The sequence below is a fragment of the Streptomyces sodiiphilus genome, assembly GCF_039529215.1.
GTDB lineage: Bacteria > Actinomycetota > Actinomycetes > Streptomycetales > Streptomycetaceae > Streptomyces > Streptomyces sodiiphilus.
On record NZ_BAAAMJ010000030.1, the window covers coordinates 1 to 15,561 of the forward strand.

Consider the following 15,561-nt stretch of genomic DNA (forward strand, 5'->3'; position numbering starts at 1 on the left):
CCCCTCCGGGCGTTCCCTTCGCTGTGTCCACTACTTTAGCTGATCTCCCTGCCAGGTCCTAATCGGCTCCGGCCGGCTGCTTTTCTCCGAACGACGGACGCGCGTCGAAAAGCCTCCCCGAAAGGGGATCGATCTCAGCTAGTTGGTGTGTCACCCTACTGGGCCCCTCGGGCGGCCTCACGGCCGCTCCGTTCAGGTCATCCTCTTCAGGCGACTCGGTCAACGTTACGACCTGGCCCTGCCCGTGTCAAGCGCCTCTCGCCGGCGGCTTCGATGCGGCCGGTAAGGGCTGACCGTCGGGTCCCCCTCGACCCAGAACCTCCAGGGATGGACACCCCCGGGGCCGGAGACACCGGTGCGCGGACCACTGCTGACACGCGACCGCGGCACCGGCCTCCCCCGCAGTACCCGGAGCTCCGCCCGGGGGGCGGGATCGCACACATCCGTGCCGTTCAGGGCACGGTCCACGTCGAGTGCCGTGGCCAGTCGCGCCGGGCCCCGGGCCAGCTCGGCGTCCCGGCGGGCCGAGGTCCTGCGCGGTCGCACCTGTTCGTGGCCGCTCAGGACCTCGCCCGCGCGCAGCAGCACTCCACTGGCACGCCCCTCCTCGCGGCACACCAGGTTGAGGCAGTACCACATGCCATAGGTGAAGTAGACATAGGCGTGTCCCGGCGGCCCGAACATCACCGCGTTGCGGGCGGTCCGTCCCCGATAGGCGTGCGAGCCGGGGTCCTGCTCGCCGGCGTAGGCCTCCACCTCTGTCAGCCGGAGTGCGATGACGCCCTCGGGGGAGGTCCGCACCAGCGTCCTGCCCAGCAGGTCGGGTGCCACCTCCAGGACAGGACGGTCGAAGAACTCCCGCGGCAGTGCCTCCCCGGCGCTGTCCGTCACTCTCATCGCTCCCCTTCAATGGTGCCGCGTCCCGCACTCCGCGGCCGGGCCCGCCCCTATCCCAGCAGCACGGCCAGTGGCGTGTTCCGCTTCCGCCAATGCGCCACCGCGTCCTCCAGGATGCACGCCGCGGTGCCCGAGACCTCGGGGGCCGCCTTCTCGAAGCCATGCCAGCCTCCCGCGACGATGAGGTACCCGGCGGGAGGCCGGTCCGGGACCGTCCACCAGGAGAGGTCGGTGAGGCAGTCGTACAAGGCGTCCCAGTTCCAGCCGAACCAGGCGGGGAGCGAGAGCCCTTCCGCACAGCGCCGGAGGAAGGTCTCCTTGTCCCGGGTGCCCTCCAGCTCCAGACCCGCGCCGTACCAGCCGGCGGCGCTCGCGGCGCCCAGCGCCTCCTCCCTCCCGCTCACCGCCGTGGCCGGAGGCCACCGGTGCAGTCCCGGAGGGACGCTCCCGGCCGCCAGCCCGGCCAGGGCGTTGTCGGGAAGCCGGTCCGCGGAGGTCACGGCACCAGCACCGCCCGGAACGACCCGTAGTGGTCATCGGTGTAGTAGTACTCCCCGCCGCTGCCCGTCACGATTCTGCGCGCCCCCCGGGTCCGCTCTCCGGGAGTATCGACGGTGTACTCCCGGTAGTAGCCGCGGCCCTGCTGCGGCAGGCGCCGCTCGTAGTTGTGGAAGACGGTCCCGTCCTTGTCGTACGGAAAGGGGCCGTCGTCCTGGATGAGGGCGATCGTCCGGCGCGCCTCGGGCGGCAGCCCGTCCGGCGTGACCACCTCCATGCCGTGCGCCCACGCCGGGGCGGCGGGCGCGGTCGCGGTGCCCCCGGGCGCGGCACCGGGGCCGGGGGACACCCCGCCGCAGCCGGTGAGCAACAGCACCAGGCCGGCGAGAAGGGCGAGCAGGGGACGGACGGCCCGCAGGCCGCCTCTTTCAGGGATGTCTGCTGTCCGTCGTAGCACCCGGCCATGGTGTCAGGCCCGGGCACCTGCTTCTGACTAGGCTTGCGAGGGCAGTGATCCACTCGACGAGGAGGTCCTCCATGTCTGTGCAGGAACGGCGCCCGCTTCCCCACGACTTCCATCCGCCGGTGGAGTCCTTCACCGTGCTGAGCGATGACGTGCTGGACGGCATGACGCTCAAGGACGACCAGGTCTACGCCCACGGCAATCGTTCTCCCCATCTCCGGTGGGCCGGTGCCCCGACCGGGACCAAGAGCTACGCGGTGACCTGTTTCGACCCGGACGCCCCGACGGGCAGCGGCTTCTGGCACTGGTCCGTGTTCGACATTCCGGCGACCACCACCGAACTGCCGGCCGGCGCCGGCAGCGGCGGGAAGGCGGGCATGCCCCCGGGCGCCGTGCACGTCCGCAACGACTACGGAACCCGGGACTTCGGAGGGGCCGCCCCGCCTCCGGGCGACGGGCCGCACCGGTACGTGTTCACGGTCTACGCGGTCGACACGGAGAAGCTGGGCCTCGACCAGGACGCCACTCCCGCCGTGGTCGGCTTCAAGCTCCGCTTCCACACGATCGGCCGCGCCCAGCTGATCGGCGAGTACGAGGCTCCGGCGAAGAGCTGACAGCCACCCCCGGGAGGGCCGAAGGTCCGCCCCCGGCTCCGGTCGTCTTCCGCTCCCTTCCCCGCGGATATTGCGTTGTCCGCTCCGTGCGGTGGCGGCACAGTGGTGCCCACCCCCGCGGGGGCGGGGAGGGAGCAGGGAGGTGGCGGGGTGCGGCAGACACTGGTGCTCAACGCGAGCTTCGAGCCGCTGTCGGCGGTGTCGTTGCGGCGGGCCGTGGTGCTGGTGATCCAGCACAAGGCGGTGATCGAGCAGTCGCAGCCCGGGCTGCTGGTCAGGGCGGCCGCCGTGGAGCTGCCCGCCCCCCGGGTGATAAGGCTGCGGCGCTACGTGAAGGTGCCCTTCCGACAACGGGCCCCGTGGTCGCGCCGCGGGGTACTCGTCCGGGACGGGCACCGCTGCGCCTACTGCGGCCGGCGGGCCACGACCGTCGACCACGTGCTGCCGCGGTCCCGCGGCGGCACGGACACCTGGATGAACACGGTCGCGGCGTGCGCCGAGGACAACCGCCGCAAGGCGGACCGGACGCCCGCCCAGGCCGGCATGCGACTGCTGATCACCCCGTTCGAGCCAACCCCTTCCGACGCCCTGGTGCTGGCGCTGGGGATGGGCGGGACGGGCGGGAAGCAGGGCACGGCCGACTGGCTCCCGCTGCCCGGTGCCGCCTGAGGCGGCCTTCCGCACAACGGGCCGCCCCCGGCTCTCGTCTGCCGGGGGCGGCCCCTTCGTCGTGACCGGGCGGCCTGCCGGGCTTCGCGGCCCCCGAGGGCCGCCGCCCGGCCGAGCCGCTACTCGATGCGCGGCTGCTGGCGGTTCTGGCTCTTGGCCAGCGAGGGCGTGCCGTCCCCGGCCGCATCGCCACCGCCGCCGTCGCCGGCACCGGTGATCTTGTTCAGGTTGCCGCCCAGGCCCTTGAGGGCCTCGCCGATCTCGCTCGGGACGATCCAGAGCTTGTTGGCGTCGCCTTCGGCGATCTTCGGGAGCATCTGGACGTACTGGTAGGAGAGCAGCTTCTGGTCCGCGTCCCCGGCGTGGATCGCCTCGAAGACCGTCCGGATCGCCTGGGCCTCACCTTCGGCCCGCAGCGCCGCCGCCTTGGCATCACCCTCCGCGCGGAGGATCTCGGACTGCTTGGAACCCTCCGCCTGGAGGATCTCCGACTGCCTGACACCTTCCGCCTGGAGAATGGCGGCCCGCTTGTCGCGGTCGGCGCGCATCTGCTTCTCCATCGAGTCCTGGATGGAGGTGGGCGGCTCGATCGCCTTCAGTTCGACCCGGTTGACCCGGATGCCCCACTTGCCGGTGGCCTCGTCCAGTACGCCGCGCAGCGCCGCGTTGATCTCCTCCCGGGAGGTCAGGGTCCGCTCCAGGTCCATGCCACCGATGATGTTGCGCAGTGTGGTAACGGTGAGCTGCTCGATGGCCTGAATGTAGTTGGAGACCTCGTAGGTCGCCGCGCGCGCGTCCGTCACCTGGTAGTAGATGACGGTGTCGATGTTCACCACCAGGTTGTCCTGGGTGATGACCGGCTGCGGGGGGAAGGGAACGACCTGCTCGCGGAGGTCGATGCGGTTGCGGATGGTGTCGATGAACGGCACGACGATGTTCAGGCCGGCGTTCAGTGTGCGGGTGTAGCGGCCGAAGCGCTCCACGATGGCGGCGCTGGCCTGCTGGATCACCTGGATCGTCTTGACGAGTGCGATGAAGACCAGCACCACCAGGATGACCAGCACGATGATGATGGCGTCCATCGTGACTCCCCCTGTTCCGTGTTCTGTTTCGAGTTCTGTTCGTTCTGCGCTGTTCGGGCGGGCCGGCTGACGAGGCCACCGCTGACTGTGCGGTGCGTTCCCATCACATCACGACAGCGGTTGCCCCGTCGATCTCCACGACGCTGACCTGACTGCCCGGTTCGAAGGAGTCGTCGGCGTCCAGGGCGCGCGCCGACCAGACCTCACCGGCGAGCTTGATCTGGCCGGTGGTGCCGTCCACTCGTTCCAGCACGACCGCCGATCGTCCGGTCAGTGCCTGAACTCCGGTGCTCACGCCGGGGTGCTCGGCCCGGGAGCGGCGCGCGATCGGTCTCACCACGAGGATGAGCGCCGTGGAGACCACGGCGAAGACCACGACCTGGAGAACGGCGTTGTCGGTGATTCCGTCCGTGATCGCGGCGGCGACGGCCCCGGCCGACAGCATGCCCAGTTCCGGCATGGTCGTCATGACAAGGGCGATCGCAAAGCCTCCGGCGGCGATCAGCCACCACACCCAGAAGTCCACTCCTCCATGGTAGGCGGATCGTCACGGAGACGACAGGGGCACAGCAACTCTCAGACGAGCGGCAGCCCTTGAGCGGTCCACCGGTCGCCCTGCCGCTCCACGACCAGCGGCAGGCCGAAGCAGCGCGACAGCGCGGCGGAGGTCAGCACCTTGTCCACCGGTCCGGCGTCCAGCACCCGGCCCTGGCGGATGAGCAGCACGTGGGTGAAGCCGGGAGCGATCTCCTCCACGTGGTGGGTGACCATCACCATCGAGGGGGCGTACGGGTCCCGGGCCAGCCGCCCGAGCCGGCGCACCAGGTCCTCCCGGCCCCCGAGGTCGAGGCCGGCGCACGGCTCGTCCAGCAGGAGGAGTTCCGGGTCGGTCATCAGGGCGCGGGCGATCTGGGTGCGCTTGCGCTCGCCCTCGGACAGAGTGCCGAATCTGCGGTCCAGGAAATCCGACATCCCCAGCCGGTCCAGGAAGGCGCGGGCGCGGCGCTCGTCGATGTCGTCGTACTCCTCCTGCCAGCCGGCCGTCATGCCGTAGGCGGCCGTCAGGACCGTCTGGAGTACGGTCTGGCGACGGGGGAGCTTCTCCGCCAGCGCGCTGCCGGCCATGCCGATGCGCGGGCGGAGCTCGAAGACGTCGACTGCCCCGAGCTTCTCGCCCAGGATCTGGACGCTGCCGGAAGTGGGGAACAGGTAGCTGGACGCCACATTCAGCAGGGTGGTCTTGCCCGCCCCGTTCGGGCCCAGGATCACCCATCGTTCGCCCTCGGCGACCGACCAGGAGACCTGGTCCACCAGAGCCCGGCCCTCGCGGACCACGGATACGTCCACCAGCTCCAGTACATCGCTCATGCGCGCGGTCTCTCCCAAAGCAGTCGCCGTTGCTGTCCCTGCGGTCAAACACTCCCCAGGCAAAACTTACGCCACCGGCCCGGCGGGGCAGCGTTCAGGAGGCCTGTCGGTCGTTCTCCTTAAGGTGGGGGCATGCTCGACGAACCCCGCGCCGGACGGCTCGCAGCCTGGGGCAACGCTCTGCTCGCCGGAAAAGTGTCCCCCGACGACGCTGCCGCCCGGGCGGTGGGCCCCGATGCCGCCCACCGGGTGGTGGGGCTCCCCGGGGACCCGGAGCCCACCGGGCTGACGCTCGCGCTGGGCCGGCTGCGCCGCCTGGGAGCAGTGGCGCTCCGCGTGGCCCTCCCGGCGCCGGGGCATCCGCTGGGGCTGTCGGGACCCGCCGGGTTCAACGCGGCCGCGCTCGCGGCCGGCGAGGCGGTGCTGGCCGACGGGGCCTCGCTGGGCCTGGTGCCGGAGGTTTCCCGGGAGGGCCCGTCCGGGGACGGGCCGGCCGAGGTGGTGTGGCGCTGCCTGCCCGTGCGGGAGGCACCTCCGGCGGATGTTCCCTCGCTCGGCGAGGCGGAGCGGGAGCTGGCCCAGGTGCTGCGGGAGACGACCGAGGCCCTCGTCGAGCTGGACGTGGCAGGTGCGGGACCGGCCGCCCGGGCGCAGCTGGAGGCGTACCGGGCCCGGATGGAACGGGGCAGGCAGCTGCTCGCCCCCGGGTACCCGCCGCGTGCGGTGCGGGTGCTGGAGCTGGCCCAGCGGGTCGGCGCGCTCGTGGACATCGCGGACGGCGGGGAACACGGGAGCGCCGTGAGCGCGGGCGAGATGGCGGCCCGCGACCGGTTGCTGCGGCCGGTGGAGCGGGCGGCCCGGCGGGCGCGGGTGGCGGCGTACAACGCCTACGCGGAGGAGGCCGGGCCCCGGCGGGGGTGAGCCCCGCCGGCCGGCCGGAGCGTCCGGATCAGTCGGAGAGCCCGTGCCGGACCGCCCAGAGCGCGGCCTGGGTCCGGTCGGCAAGGTCCAGTTTCATCAGTACGTTCGACACGTGGGACTTCACGGTCTTCTCCGAGAGCACCAGTTCGCGGGCGATCTCACGGTTGGCGAGGCCGCGGGCTATCAGCGCGAGGACCTGCCGTTCGCGGTCGGTGAGAGTGCCCGCGCGGCCGGGCGCGGAGCCGCCCTCATGGGCGAGGAGGGCGCGGGCGATCTCCGGCTGGAGCAGGACATGACCGGCGTGAACCGAGCGGATGGCGGTGGCCAGGGCGTCGGGGTCGATGTCCTTGTGGACGTACCCCGCCGCACCGGCCCGCAGGGCCGGCACCACCGAGCGCTGTTCGGTGAAGCTGGTGACGATCAGGACGCGGGCGGAACTGTCCCGGTCCCGCAGGGCCCGCAGGGCTTCGACACCGTCCCCGCCCGGCATTCTGAGGTCCATCAGGACGACATCGGGCCGCAGCTCCTCGGTGCGGGCCACTCCCTCGGGGCCGTCGGCAGCCTCTCCCACCACCTCGATGTCGCCCTGGACCTCCAGGAAGGTCCGCAGCCCGCGGCGCACGACCTGGTGATCGTCGACAATCAGTACGCGGATGACCTCAGCCACCGGGAATCTCCATTTCGATCACGGTGCCCCGGCCGGGCGCCGAGTCCACGCTCAGGCTGCCTCCCACCGCACCTGCCCTCTCACGCATCGAGACCAGGCCCAGGTGGCGACCCGCGCTGCGGACCGCTTCGGGGTCGAAGCCGCTGCCGTCGTCGGCCACCCGCAGCACGGTGGCCGGGCCCCGCCGGACCAGGCTGACGGCCACCCGGCGCGGCGCGGCGTGGCGCAGCGCGTTGTGCAGCGCCTCCTGCGCGACCCTGAGCACCGCGTCCTCGTGGGCCTCGGGCAGCGGCCGCGGGTCACGGCATTCGAAGGTGACGGCCGAGGAGTGGGCACGGTCCAGAACCTGGACCTGGGCACGCAGGGTGGCCTGGAGGCCGTCCTCCTCCAGTGCGGCGGGGCGCAGCTCGACGACCGCGGCGCGCAGTTCGTCGGCGGCCTCCGCGGCGAGCCGGGAGACCTCCCGCAGTTCGCTGCCCGCCCGCGCCGGGTCACGGTGCAGCACGGTGGCGGCGGCCCGGGCGGTGAGCCTGAGCGAGAAGAGCTTCTGGGCCACGGCGTCGTGCAGTTCGTGGGCCAGTCTGGCCCTCTCCTCGGCGATGGTCAGTTCCCGGCTGCGTTCGTAGAGCCTGGCGTTGGTGAGGGCGAGGGCGGCGTGTTCGGCCAGCAGCCGCAGCAGTTCCTCGTCCTCGGCGGTAAAGGTGCCGCGGCCGGTGTTCCCGGAGCGCCGCTTGTTCGCGAGGAAGAGGGCACCGAGCACGTCGTCGCCGTCCGTGATCGGCACCCCGAGGAAGTCGGACAGTTCGGGGTGCGCGGCGGGCCACCCCCGGAAACGGGCGTCCTCGCGGACGTCGGCGAGACGCTCGGGCGTCGCCTTGCGGAGCATCGCGGCGAGAATGCCGTGCTGCCGGGGCAGCGGGCCGATGGCCTTCCACTGCTCGTCGCTGACTCCCTCGACCACGAACTGGGCGAAGCCGCCGTCCTCGTCGGGAACGCCGAGCGCGGCGTACCGGGCGCCGAGAAGCTCCTTCGCCGAGCGGACGATGGTCTGCAGGACGTCCCGGACCTCCAGGGTGCGGTTCATCGCCAGAAGGGCTGCGCTGACTGCCGCGAGACCGGTGCGGGGAACCATGCGGTGCACGGTACCGGTGCACCCGCCGCGACCTTCCGCAACCCTCTCCGGGGCCGTTCACGACCGGTCACCCGGGGCGACGAGAACGCGTGCGGGATGTGAGGCCGGTCATAGGACCGAGGTCCCGCTACGAGTTCCGGTAGTGGACCTGTCTGCCTGCTCCGACCTGCGGTTCCGAGGGTCTCGGGACGGTCCCGGCGAGTCCCGCGGGGTACGAAGAAGGATCGTAACGATCACCTTTGCCCCGGTATTTCCGGCCCGCTAACAATGGCGCCAGTCCCCCACGACAGGCCGCACCGAGTGGCCGGAAGCCGAGGTCAAGCAGATGTCCTTCACCCCCACCGCTCTGCCCCAGCTGTCCCGCACCCGCCGCCGCATGGTCGCCGCGAGTGTCGTCGCCGCCACCGCCGCCGGCCTGAGCCTGACCGGCGTGTCCGGCAGCGCACAGGCAGCCACGCCGGCCGGCAGCGCCAAGGAGATCGCGCGGGAGATCGTCGGTGACGACGCCCAGTTCCAGTGCTTCGCCAACATCATCGAGCGGGAGAGCAACTGGGACCATACGGCCACCAACCCGTCCTCGGGCGCCTACGGCCTGGTGCAGGCGCTGCCGGCGACGAAGATGGAGTCGGCGGGCTCCGACTGGAAGACCAACCCGGCCACGCAGATCAAGTGGGGCCTGAACTACATGAACGAGCGCTACGGCAGCCCGTGTGACGCCTGGAAGTTCTGGCAGGACAACCACTGGTACTGATCCGCACCGGTGGCCGGCAGACGCGAGGGCGGCACCCCCTGGGGAGGGGGTGCCGCCCTCGCGGCGTTCGCCTCATTTTCCGGTACGGCAGGACTACTCCCGCATGACCTCCGGCTCGTGGCGGCGCAGCAGCCGGGCGACGACGAAGCCCAGAGCCACGGCGATCGCCAGCAGGACGCCGACATCGAGCAGCCAGATGCCCAGCTCGTGCTGCCACAGCGGGTCGTACTTGTCGGCCTGGGGCTCCCACGGCAGGAGCACGTTGAGGTCCGCGGTGGCACCGGCCGCGCCCACCGCCCAGCGCGAGGGCATCAGCCAGGCGAGCTGCTCCGCTCCGGGCTTGTCGTAGAGCTGGAAGAGCACGCCGGTGAAGACGACCTGGATGATGGCGAACATGACCAGCAGCGGCATGGTCTTCTCGGCGGTCTTCACCAGAGCGGAGATGACCAGGCCGAACATCATCGAGGTGATGCCGAGGACGATGATGACCAGGGTCATCTCCAGTCCGGGCGAGCCGGTGAGGAGCAGGCCCTCCTCGGGCATCTGCCGCGGGGCGAAGCCGATGGCGCAGATGATGACGCCCTGCAGGGCGGTGATCAGACCGAGGACGACCACCTTGGAGGTGAGATAGGCGGAGCGGGACAGGCCGGTCGCGCGTTCACGTTCGTAGATCACCCGTTCCTTGATGAGCTCACGCACGGAGTTGGCCGCTCCGGAGAAGCACATGCCGACGGCGAGGATCAGCAGGATGGTGCCGGCGGCCCGGTTGGCGAAGCCGTGCTGCGGGTTCCCGTACCCCAGGCCGTGTTCCGCGGGGATCAGGATGGAGACCAGGCCGAGCACCGCGGGCAGGATCAGCATCAGCCCCATGAAGCCGCGGTCGGAGGCGATCACCGCGGAGTATCTCTGGATCAGGGTCCACAGCTGGGAGCCCCAGCTCTGTGCCTTCTGCTGGCTGCTGGCGACGGGCTGGAAGTGGGCGGTCTGGGCCTGCACGGCATCCAGGTCGGCGGCGTACATCTGGTAGTGCTGGGAGCCTCGCCAGCGGCCCATCCAGTCGTGGTCGCGGTAGTTCTCGAAGGCCGAGAACACATCTGCCCAGCTGTCGTAGCCGAAGAAGTTGAGCGCTTCCCCGGGAGGGCCGAAGTAGGCGACACCGCCGCCCGGTGCGAGGACCAGCAGCTTGTCGCACAGGGCGAGCTCGGCCACCGAGTGGGTGACCACCAGGACGGTGCGTCCGTCGTCGGCGAGGCCGCGCAGCAGCTGCATGACGTCGCGGTCCATGCCGGGGTCGAGTCCGGAGGTGGGCTCGTCCAGAAAGATCAGGGAGGGTTTGGTGAGCAGCTCGAGGGCGACGGAAACGCGCTTGCGCTGGCCACCGGAGAGGGCATCGATCCGCTTGTCGGCGTGGATGTCGAGCTTGAGCTCGGCCAGGACCTCTTCGACCCGGGCGTTGCGCTCGGCCTCGGCGACGTCCCCGGGGAAACGCAGCTTGGCGGCGAAGCGCAGTGCGGTACGGATGGGGAGCGCCGTGTGCAGGATGTCGTCCTGGGGGACGAGACCGATGCGGTGACGCAGCTCGGCGAAGTGCGTGTAGAGGTTCCGGTGGTCGTACAGGACCTCGCCGTAGGTGGCGGGCCGGTAGCCGGTGAGGGCCCGCAGGAGGGTGGACTTGCCCGATCCGGAAGGGCCGATCACGGCTATGAGGGACTTCTCCGGCACGCTGAAGGAGACGTCGTTGAGGATGGTGAGGCCCTTGCCGACCTTGACGGTCAGGTGCCGGGCGGAGAAGGAGACCTCACCGGTGTCGATGAACTCCTGGAGCTGGTTCTCCACGACCCGGAAGGTCGAGTGGCCGATGCCGACGGTGTCGTCGGGCCCGAGCGACCGCCGGCCGTTCTTGGGCAGCTGCTGCCCGTTGACATAGGTGCCGTTGTGGCTTCCGAGGTCGTGGATCTCGAAGCGGCCGTCCGGGGTGGCGAGAAACTCCGCGTGGTGCCGGGAGACCTGCAGGTCGGAGACGACCAGTTCGTTCTCCAGCGCACGGCCGATCCGGGTGACGCGGCCCACGGCCAGCTGGTGGAGGGCGGTGGCGTTGCGGTCCCCGGAGGACGGCCCGCCCGCCCGCTGCTGCGGTGGCACCGAGGGCGCCGGGCCCGCGACAGCGGCCGGCTGCGGGGCCGCCTGCTGCGGCACCGGTGCGGAGCCGGAGAAGGTCAGCCGGGGGCCGTCAGTGGCGTTGCCCAGGTGCACGACCGATCCGGGCCCGAGAGGCAGGTGCTGTATCCGCTGCCCCTGCGCGTAGGTGCCATTGGTGCTGCCGTGGTCCTCCACGATCCAGCTCTGCCCGCCCCACCGGACGGTCGCGTGCCGCCAGGAGACTCTGGCGTCCTCCAGCACCAGATCGCCCTGCGGATCCCTGCCGATCCGGTAGGAGCGGGTCGGATCCAGGGTCCAGCCCTGTCCGTTGAATTCCAGTACGAGTTCCGGCACTCCATGCCCCACAAACAAGTTGTCCCCCGAGCAACCCCCGCGCGGGGGGCTGGGGATGGCGAACGTCGGGGTGGAACTATTCCAGGCTCCGCGCCCGGGCGGAAATCCGGCCCCGGGAAGTCACAGAGCTGGTGCACACTGTGGGCCGTGCCGTGATGTTCACGTTCCCGCACCGTCCGTGGTCCGGACAGGTCGCCGGTCCCTCACCCGTACCGGCTACCGTGGAAAGCACCATGATCTCAACGCGTCCCCAGCCGTCCGCCGATGTCCCCGAACCGCCGTTCGACGAGGACACGCCGACCCTGCTGGTCAAGATCTTCGGCAAGGACCGGCCAGGGCTGACGGCCGGGCTCTTCGAGACCCTCGCCGCCTTCTCCGTGGACGTCATCGACCTGGAGCAGGTCGTCACCCGCGGGCGGATAACTCTGTGCGCCCTGGTGACCACGCCCCCGGTGGGCTCCGCCGAGGGCGAGCTGCGGGCCACCGTGCACGGCTGGGCCGAGTCCCTGAACCTGCAGGCGGAGATCATCTCCGGCAGAGGCGACAACCGCCCCCGCGGGGACGGCAGGTCCCACGTCACCGTGCTCGGCCGGCCGCTGACGGCCGCGACGACGGGGGCCATCGCCGCCCGCATCGCGGGGACGGGCGGGAACATCGACCGGATCAACCGGCTGGCGAAATATCCGGTGACCGCGGTGGAGTTCGATGTCTCCGGAGTTCCCACCGAAACGCTGCGGACCGAGCTGGCCATCGAGTCCTCGGCGCGCTCGGTCGACATCGCCGTGGTGTCCTCCGGGCTGCAGCGCCGGGCCCAGCGGCTGATCGTGATGGACGTGGACTCCACCCTCATCCAGGACGAGGTGATCGAGCTCTTCGCGGCTCACGCGGGCTGCGAGGCGCAGGTGGCCGAGGTCACCGCTGCGGCGATGCGCGGCGAGCTGGACTTCGAGCAGTCCCTGCACGCCCGGGTGGCCCTGCTGGCCGGTCTGGACGCCTCCGTGGTGGACAAGGTGCGCGCCGAGGTCCGGCTCACTCCCGGCGCGCGCACCCTGGTCCGCACACTCAAGCGCCTCGGGTACCAGGTGGGGGTGGTGTCCGGGGGCTTCACCCAGGTCACCGACGCGCTGAGGGAGCACCTGGCTCTCGACTTCGCCGCGGCGAACACCCTGGAGATCAGCGACGGACGGCTGACCGGACGCGTGACCGGGGAGATCGTGGACCGGGCGGGCAAGGCGCGCCTGCTGCGGAGATTCGCCGCCGAGGCGGGCGTGCCGCTGGCCCAGACGGTCGCGATCGGTGACGGAGCGAACGACCTCGACATGCTCAACACCGCGGGTCTCGGGGTCGCCTTCAACGCCAAGCCGATGGTCCGGGAGGCCGCCCACGCCGCGGTGAACGTGCCGTTCCTGGACACCGTGCTCTACCTGCTGGGCATCACCCGGGAAGAGGTCGAGGCGGCGGATCTCCAGGACTGAGTCCCCGGGTGTTCGGTGCGTCCCGGGGGAGCTGCCGCCGGGACGCACCGGGATGCCGGTCAGTCGCCGTGCGGTGTCCAGTAGGCCGTCAGGCGGGCCACGTCGTGCTCGACGGACTTCCAGGAGCCGGTGAAGCCGAGCACGGCGATCGCCGAGGTGGGGAAACCCTTGCGGGCCATCCGTGCCGCGGCCTCCTCGTCGGCCTCGCCCGCCAGGGCGTCGGCCAGGGCGTGCATCCCGGGGTTGTGGCCGACGAGCATGAGGTCACGGATCTCGTCGTCGACGCCGTTGATCACCGCGATGAGTTCGCCCAGGGAGGCGTCGTACAGCCGCTCCTCGTAGACGGTACGGGGCCGCTGCGGAAGCTCGGGCACCAGCAGCTTCCAGGTTTCCCGGGTCCGGGCGGAGGTGGAACAGAGGGTCAGGTCGGGACGGATGCCCGTTCCGGCCAGCCAGCGGCCGGCCACCGGAGCGTCCTTCCTGCCGCGCTCGGCGAGAGGACGGTCGTGATCGGACACCTGCGGCCAGTCGGCCTTGGCGTGTCGGAGGAGAACGATCCTGCGGGGAACTTCCACACTCATGACCCCAGCTTCGCACGGATCCGGTTGCCGGTCCGGTGGAGCGCGGAGAACCGTTCCGGCGCGGACGGCGGCCCGGCCGGGCGCACCCCGGGCGCCCGGGCGCGTGTCAGGTCAGCAGGCTCCGGTGCATCTGCTGCACCAGTTCGTTCAGCGGCTGCCCGGTTTCCGCGGCGCCCGCGCCGCCACCCGTGACGAGCAGGAAGAGCAGCGCGCCGAAGGCCAGAACGGGAAGCACCAGTGCCCACCACGGCAGGCGCAGGTCCGCGCTCCCGGAGACCGGCCGGTGCCGGTTCCCGGGCTGTGCCAGGGCGGCCATGTGACACGCCTCCGTCCGATCCGTCGCGACTTCTTGCTGTCCCGACAGTACGGAGAGACAGGTCCGCGGGCCTATCCGGAGAGCCACCCAGTCGTCCCTGACGCCCACCCCCTAGGGGGACGGGGGGACAGCCCCACCCCCCCGGGTTCCGCGGGCGGCTACGGCGAGGCGATCACGGCGATGACGGCGATGACCACGGTGATGGCGATCATGGCACCGAGGATCAGCAGCAGCTTCTTCTGGCCGCCGGAGGGCTGGGGGTCGAGCGCTGGCATGGGGACCAGTGTGCCACTCAGCTCTCGTCCTCCACACAGCGGTCACGCCCGGCCAGGAAGCCGATGCCGATCTGGAGAGCCATCAGCACGATCATGAACAGCAGTGGGCCGTCCCACCCGCCGGTGGTGTCGTACAGGAGGCCGACGATCAGCGGGCCCGGGAGGGACAGCAGATACCCGGTGCTCTGGGCGAAGGCCGAGAGCCCGGCCACCCCGGCACCGGTCCTGGCACGCATGCCGATCAGGGTGAGCACCACCGGGAAGGCACACATCGCGACCCCGAGCAGCAGCGCCCACAACCAGGCTCCCGCCGCGGGAGCCAGCCACAGGCCGGCGTAGGCGGCCAGGCCGCTGACGCCGAGCACCGCCAGCAGTCCTCCCTGCCGCCGCATGCCGGCGGCCAGCCGGGGCAGTACGAAGGCCAGCGGCACGCCCATGCCCATGATCACGGCGACCAGGACCCCGGCGGTGGTGGCGGGCACACCGGCGTCCCGGAAGATCTGCGGCATCCATCCGAGCGTCACATAGGCCCCGGTGGACTGAAGGCCGAAGAAGACCGCGAGGGCCCAGGCCGTGGGCGACCGCATGATGCGCGGGGCGGGCTCGCGGCGGGCGCCGTTCTCCCCGCCGGGACGGACGGATCCGTGGGTCTCGCCCGTGCCGCGGCGGCCCCGGCGCTCGCGCAGCAGGACGACCACCCAGAGCAGTGCGGCGAGCACCGCGGGCACCGACCAGACCCCCAGGCCTGTCCGCCAGCCGCCACCGATGGCCTGGGTCAGCGGCACGGTGAGCGCGGCGGCGGCGGCCGTGCCACCGGCCAGCGCCATCGAGTAGAGCCCGGTCATGGTCCCGATGCGGTCCGGGAAGTACCGCTTGACCAGGACGGGCATGAGAACGTTGCCGACCGCGATGCCGGCCAGGGCGAGAGTGCTGGTGGCCAGGAAGACGCCGGTGCCGCCCGCCAGCGGACGCAGCGCCGTGCCCAGAGCGACGGCGGCCATCCCGGCGAGGACGACGGCCGCCGGCCCGTAGCGCCGGGCCAGCCGGGGAGCGGTGACCCCGAAGACCGCGAAGCACAGTGCGGGCAGTGAGGTGAGCAGACCCGCGACAGTCCCGCTCATGCCCAGGCCATGGCGGACCTCCTCCAGCAGCGGGCCGAGACCGGAGATGGCGGGACGCAGGTTCAGAGCGGTGAGGAAGAGCCCCGCGGCCACCACCCACAGCCAGCGGGGGGTCAGCCCGGCCGCGGCCCGGAAGCCGCGGCCGTTGCCCGGTGCGTGCTTCACGTGTGTCCGGTCATCGTTCGTCAACGCCATGCCGTTCATCATAGAATCATGGGACGAATCCTGGCCCGCCAGG

At 71.3% G+C, this 15,561-nt stretch carries 18 protein-coding genes; 5 read left to right on the forward strand and 13 right to left on the reverse strand.

What is annotated here, in order from left to right; genetic code table 11:
• Positions 1-225: 225 nt before the first annotated feature.
• Genes ABD299_RS14265 through ABD299_RS14275 form a run of 3 tightly spaced genes read right to left on the reverse strand, consistent with a single transcriptional unit; the run spans position 226 to position 1,852 of the window.
• A complete protein-coding gene (locus ABD299_RS14265; protein ID WP_344262208.1) occupies positions 226-897 on the reverse strand; it encodes a DNA-3-methyladenine glycosylase in 672 nt (223 codons plus the stop codon).
• A 50-nt stretch (positions 898-947) separates the two neighbouring features.
• Positions 948-1,397, reverse strand: coding sequence for a barstar family protein (locus ABD299_RS14270; RefSeq protein WP_344262210.1), 450 nt, complete (start codon positions 1,395-1,397; stop codon positions 948-950).
• Entirely contained in the window at positions 1,394-1,852 is a 459-nt protein-coding gene (locus tag ABD299_RS14275) for a guanyl-specific ribonuclease (RefSeq protein WP_344262212.1), read from the reverse strand. The genes ABD299_RS14270 and ABD299_RS14275 overlap by 4 nt, the downstream gene beginning before the upstream one ends.
• 80 nt (positions 1,853-1,932) lie before the next feature.
• Here ABD299_RS14275 and ABD299_RS14280 point away from each other — a divergent pair, with 80 nt between their 5' ends.
• Together ABD299_RS14280 and ABD299_RS14285 are read left to right on the forward strand one after the other, a co-directional pair.
• Positions 1,933-2,472 (forward strand): YbhB/YbcL family Raf kinase inhibitor-like protein, encoded by a 540-nt coding sequence (locus ABD299_RS14280; RefSeq protein WP_344262214.1) that lies wholly within the window; start codon positions 1,933-1,935, stop codon positions 2,470-2,472.
• A gap of 150 nt (positions 2,473-2,622) precedes the next feature.
• The gene (locus tag ABD299_RS14285) at positions 2,623-3,141 is read left to right on the forward strand and encodes an HNH endonuclease (RefSeq protein ID WP_344262216.1); all 519 of its coding nucleotides are present in this window, start codon (positions 2,623-2,625) and stop codon (positions 3,139-3,141) included.
• A 119-nt stretch (positions 3,142-3,260) separates the two neighbouring features.
• On the opposite strand, the gene ABD299_RS14290 is transcribed toward ABD299_RS14285, so the two are convergent.
• The 3 genes from ABD299_RS14290 to ABD299_RS14300 all read right to left on the reverse strand — a co-directional run bounded on the left by ABD299_RS14290 (position 3,261) and on the right by ABD299_RS14300 (position 5,591).
• Positions 3,261-4,223: an SPFH domain-containing protein gene (locus ABD299_RS14290; RefSeq protein WP_344262218.1), complete on the reverse strand. Its 963-nt coding sequence runs from the start codon at positions 4,221-4,223 to the stop codon at positions 3,261-3,263.
• Positions 4,224-4,326: 103 nt separating this feature from the next.
• The gene (locus tag ABD299_RS14295) at positions 4,327-4,692 is read right to left on the reverse strand and encodes an NfeD family protein (protein WP_344262699.1); all 366 of its coding nucleotides are present in this window, start codon (positions 4,690-4,692) and stop codon (positions 4,327-4,329) included.
• Between the two features lie 107 nt (positions 4,693-4,799).
• Positions 4,800-5,591, reverse strand: coding sequence for an ABC transporter ATP-binding protein (locus tag ABD299_RS14300; protein ID WP_344262220.1), 792 nt, complete (start codon positions 5,589-5,591; stop codon positions 4,800-4,802).
• Positions 5,592-5,723: 132 nt separating this feature from the next.
• Between ABD299_RS14300 and ABD299_RS14305 the strand changes: the two genes are divergently transcribed.
• Positions 5,724-6,512: a hypothetical protein gene (locus ABD299_RS14305; RefSeq protein ID WP_344262222.1), complete on the forward strand. Its 789-nt coding sequence runs from the start codon at positions 5,724-5,726 to the stop codon at positions 6,510-6,512.
• Between the two features lie 28 nt (positions 6,513-6,540).
• On the opposite strand, the gene ABD299_RS14310 is transcribed toward ABD299_RS14305, so the two are convergent.
• Positions 6,541-7,179 (reverse strand): response regulator, encoded by a 639-nt coding sequence (locus tag ABD299_RS14310; protein ID WP_344262224.1) that lies wholly within the window; start codon positions 7,177-7,179, stop codon positions 6,541-6,543.
• The gene (locus ABD299_RS14315) at positions 7,172-8,311 is read right to left on the reverse strand and encodes a GAF domain-containing sensor histidine kinase (RefSeq protein ID WP_344262226.1); all 1,140 of its coding nucleotides are present in this window, start codon (positions 8,309-8,311) and stop codon (positions 7,172-7,174) included. Before ABD299_RS14315 ends, ABD299_RS14310 begins: the two co-directional genes overlap by 8 nt.
• A gap of 325 nt (positions 8,312-8,636) precedes the next feature.
• On the opposite strand from ABD299_RS14315, the gene ABD299_RS14320 reads away from it, so the two are divergent.
• Positions 8,637-9,062 carry an aggregation-promoting factor C-terminal-like domain-containing protein gene (locus tag ABD299_RS14320; RefSeq protein WP_344262228.1) on the forward strand — a complete coding sequence of 142 codons (426 nt, stop codon included), beginning with the start codon at positions 8,637-8,639 and terminating at the stop codon, positions 9,060-9,062.
• Positions 9,063-9,155: 93 nt separating this feature from the next.
• On the opposite strand, the gene ABD299_RS14325 is transcribed toward ABD299_RS14320, so the two are convergent.
• Positions 9,156-11,555: an ABC transporter ATP-binding protein/permease gene (locus tag ABD299_RS14325; protein ID WP_344262230.1), complete on the reverse strand. Its 2,400-nt coding sequence runs from the start codon at positions 11,553-11,555 to the stop codon at positions 9,156-9,158.
• 233 nt (positions 11,556-11,788) lie between these two features.
• On the opposite strand from ABD299_RS14325, the gene serB reads away from it, so the two are divergent.
• Entirely contained in the window at positions 11,789-13,030 is a 1,242-nt protein-coding gene (gene serB / locus ABD299_RS14330; protein WP_344262232.1) for a phosphoserine phosphatase SerB, read from the forward strand.
• Positions 13,031-13,089: 59 nt separating this feature from the next.
• On the opposite strand, the gene ABD299_RS14335 is transcribed toward serB, so the two are convergent.
• The 4 genes from ABD299_RS14335 to ABD299_RS14350 form a co-directional block, all read right to left on the reverse strand.
• Positions 13,090-13,611 (reverse strand): SixA phosphatase family protein, encoded by a 522-nt coding sequence (locus tag ABD299_RS14335; RefSeq protein ID WP_344262234.1) that lies wholly within the window; start codon positions 13,609-13,611, stop codon positions 13,090-13,092.
• Positions 13,612-13,717: 106 nt separating this feature from the next.
• On the reverse strand, positions 13,718-13,927 hold the full coding sequence (locus tag ABD299_RS14340; protein ID WP_344262236.1) for a hypothetical protein: 210 nt from the start codon (positions 13,925-13,927) through the stop codon (positions 13,718-13,720).
• Between the two features lie 158 nt (positions 13,928-14,085).
• Positions 14,086-14,202, reverse strand: coding sequence for an SGM_5486 family transporter-associated protein (locus tag ABD299_RS14345; protein WP_344262237.1), 117 nt, complete (start codon positions 14,200-14,202; stop codon positions 14,086-14,088).
• A 17-nt stretch (positions 14,203-14,219) separates the two neighbouring features.
• Positions 14,220-15,518, reverse strand: coding sequence for a CynX/NimT family MFS transporter (locus tag ABD299_RS14350; protein WP_425581335.1), 1,299 nt, complete (start codon positions 15,516-15,518; stop codon positions 14,220-14,222).
• Between the last annotated feature and the right edge of the window lie 43 nt (positions 15,519-15,561).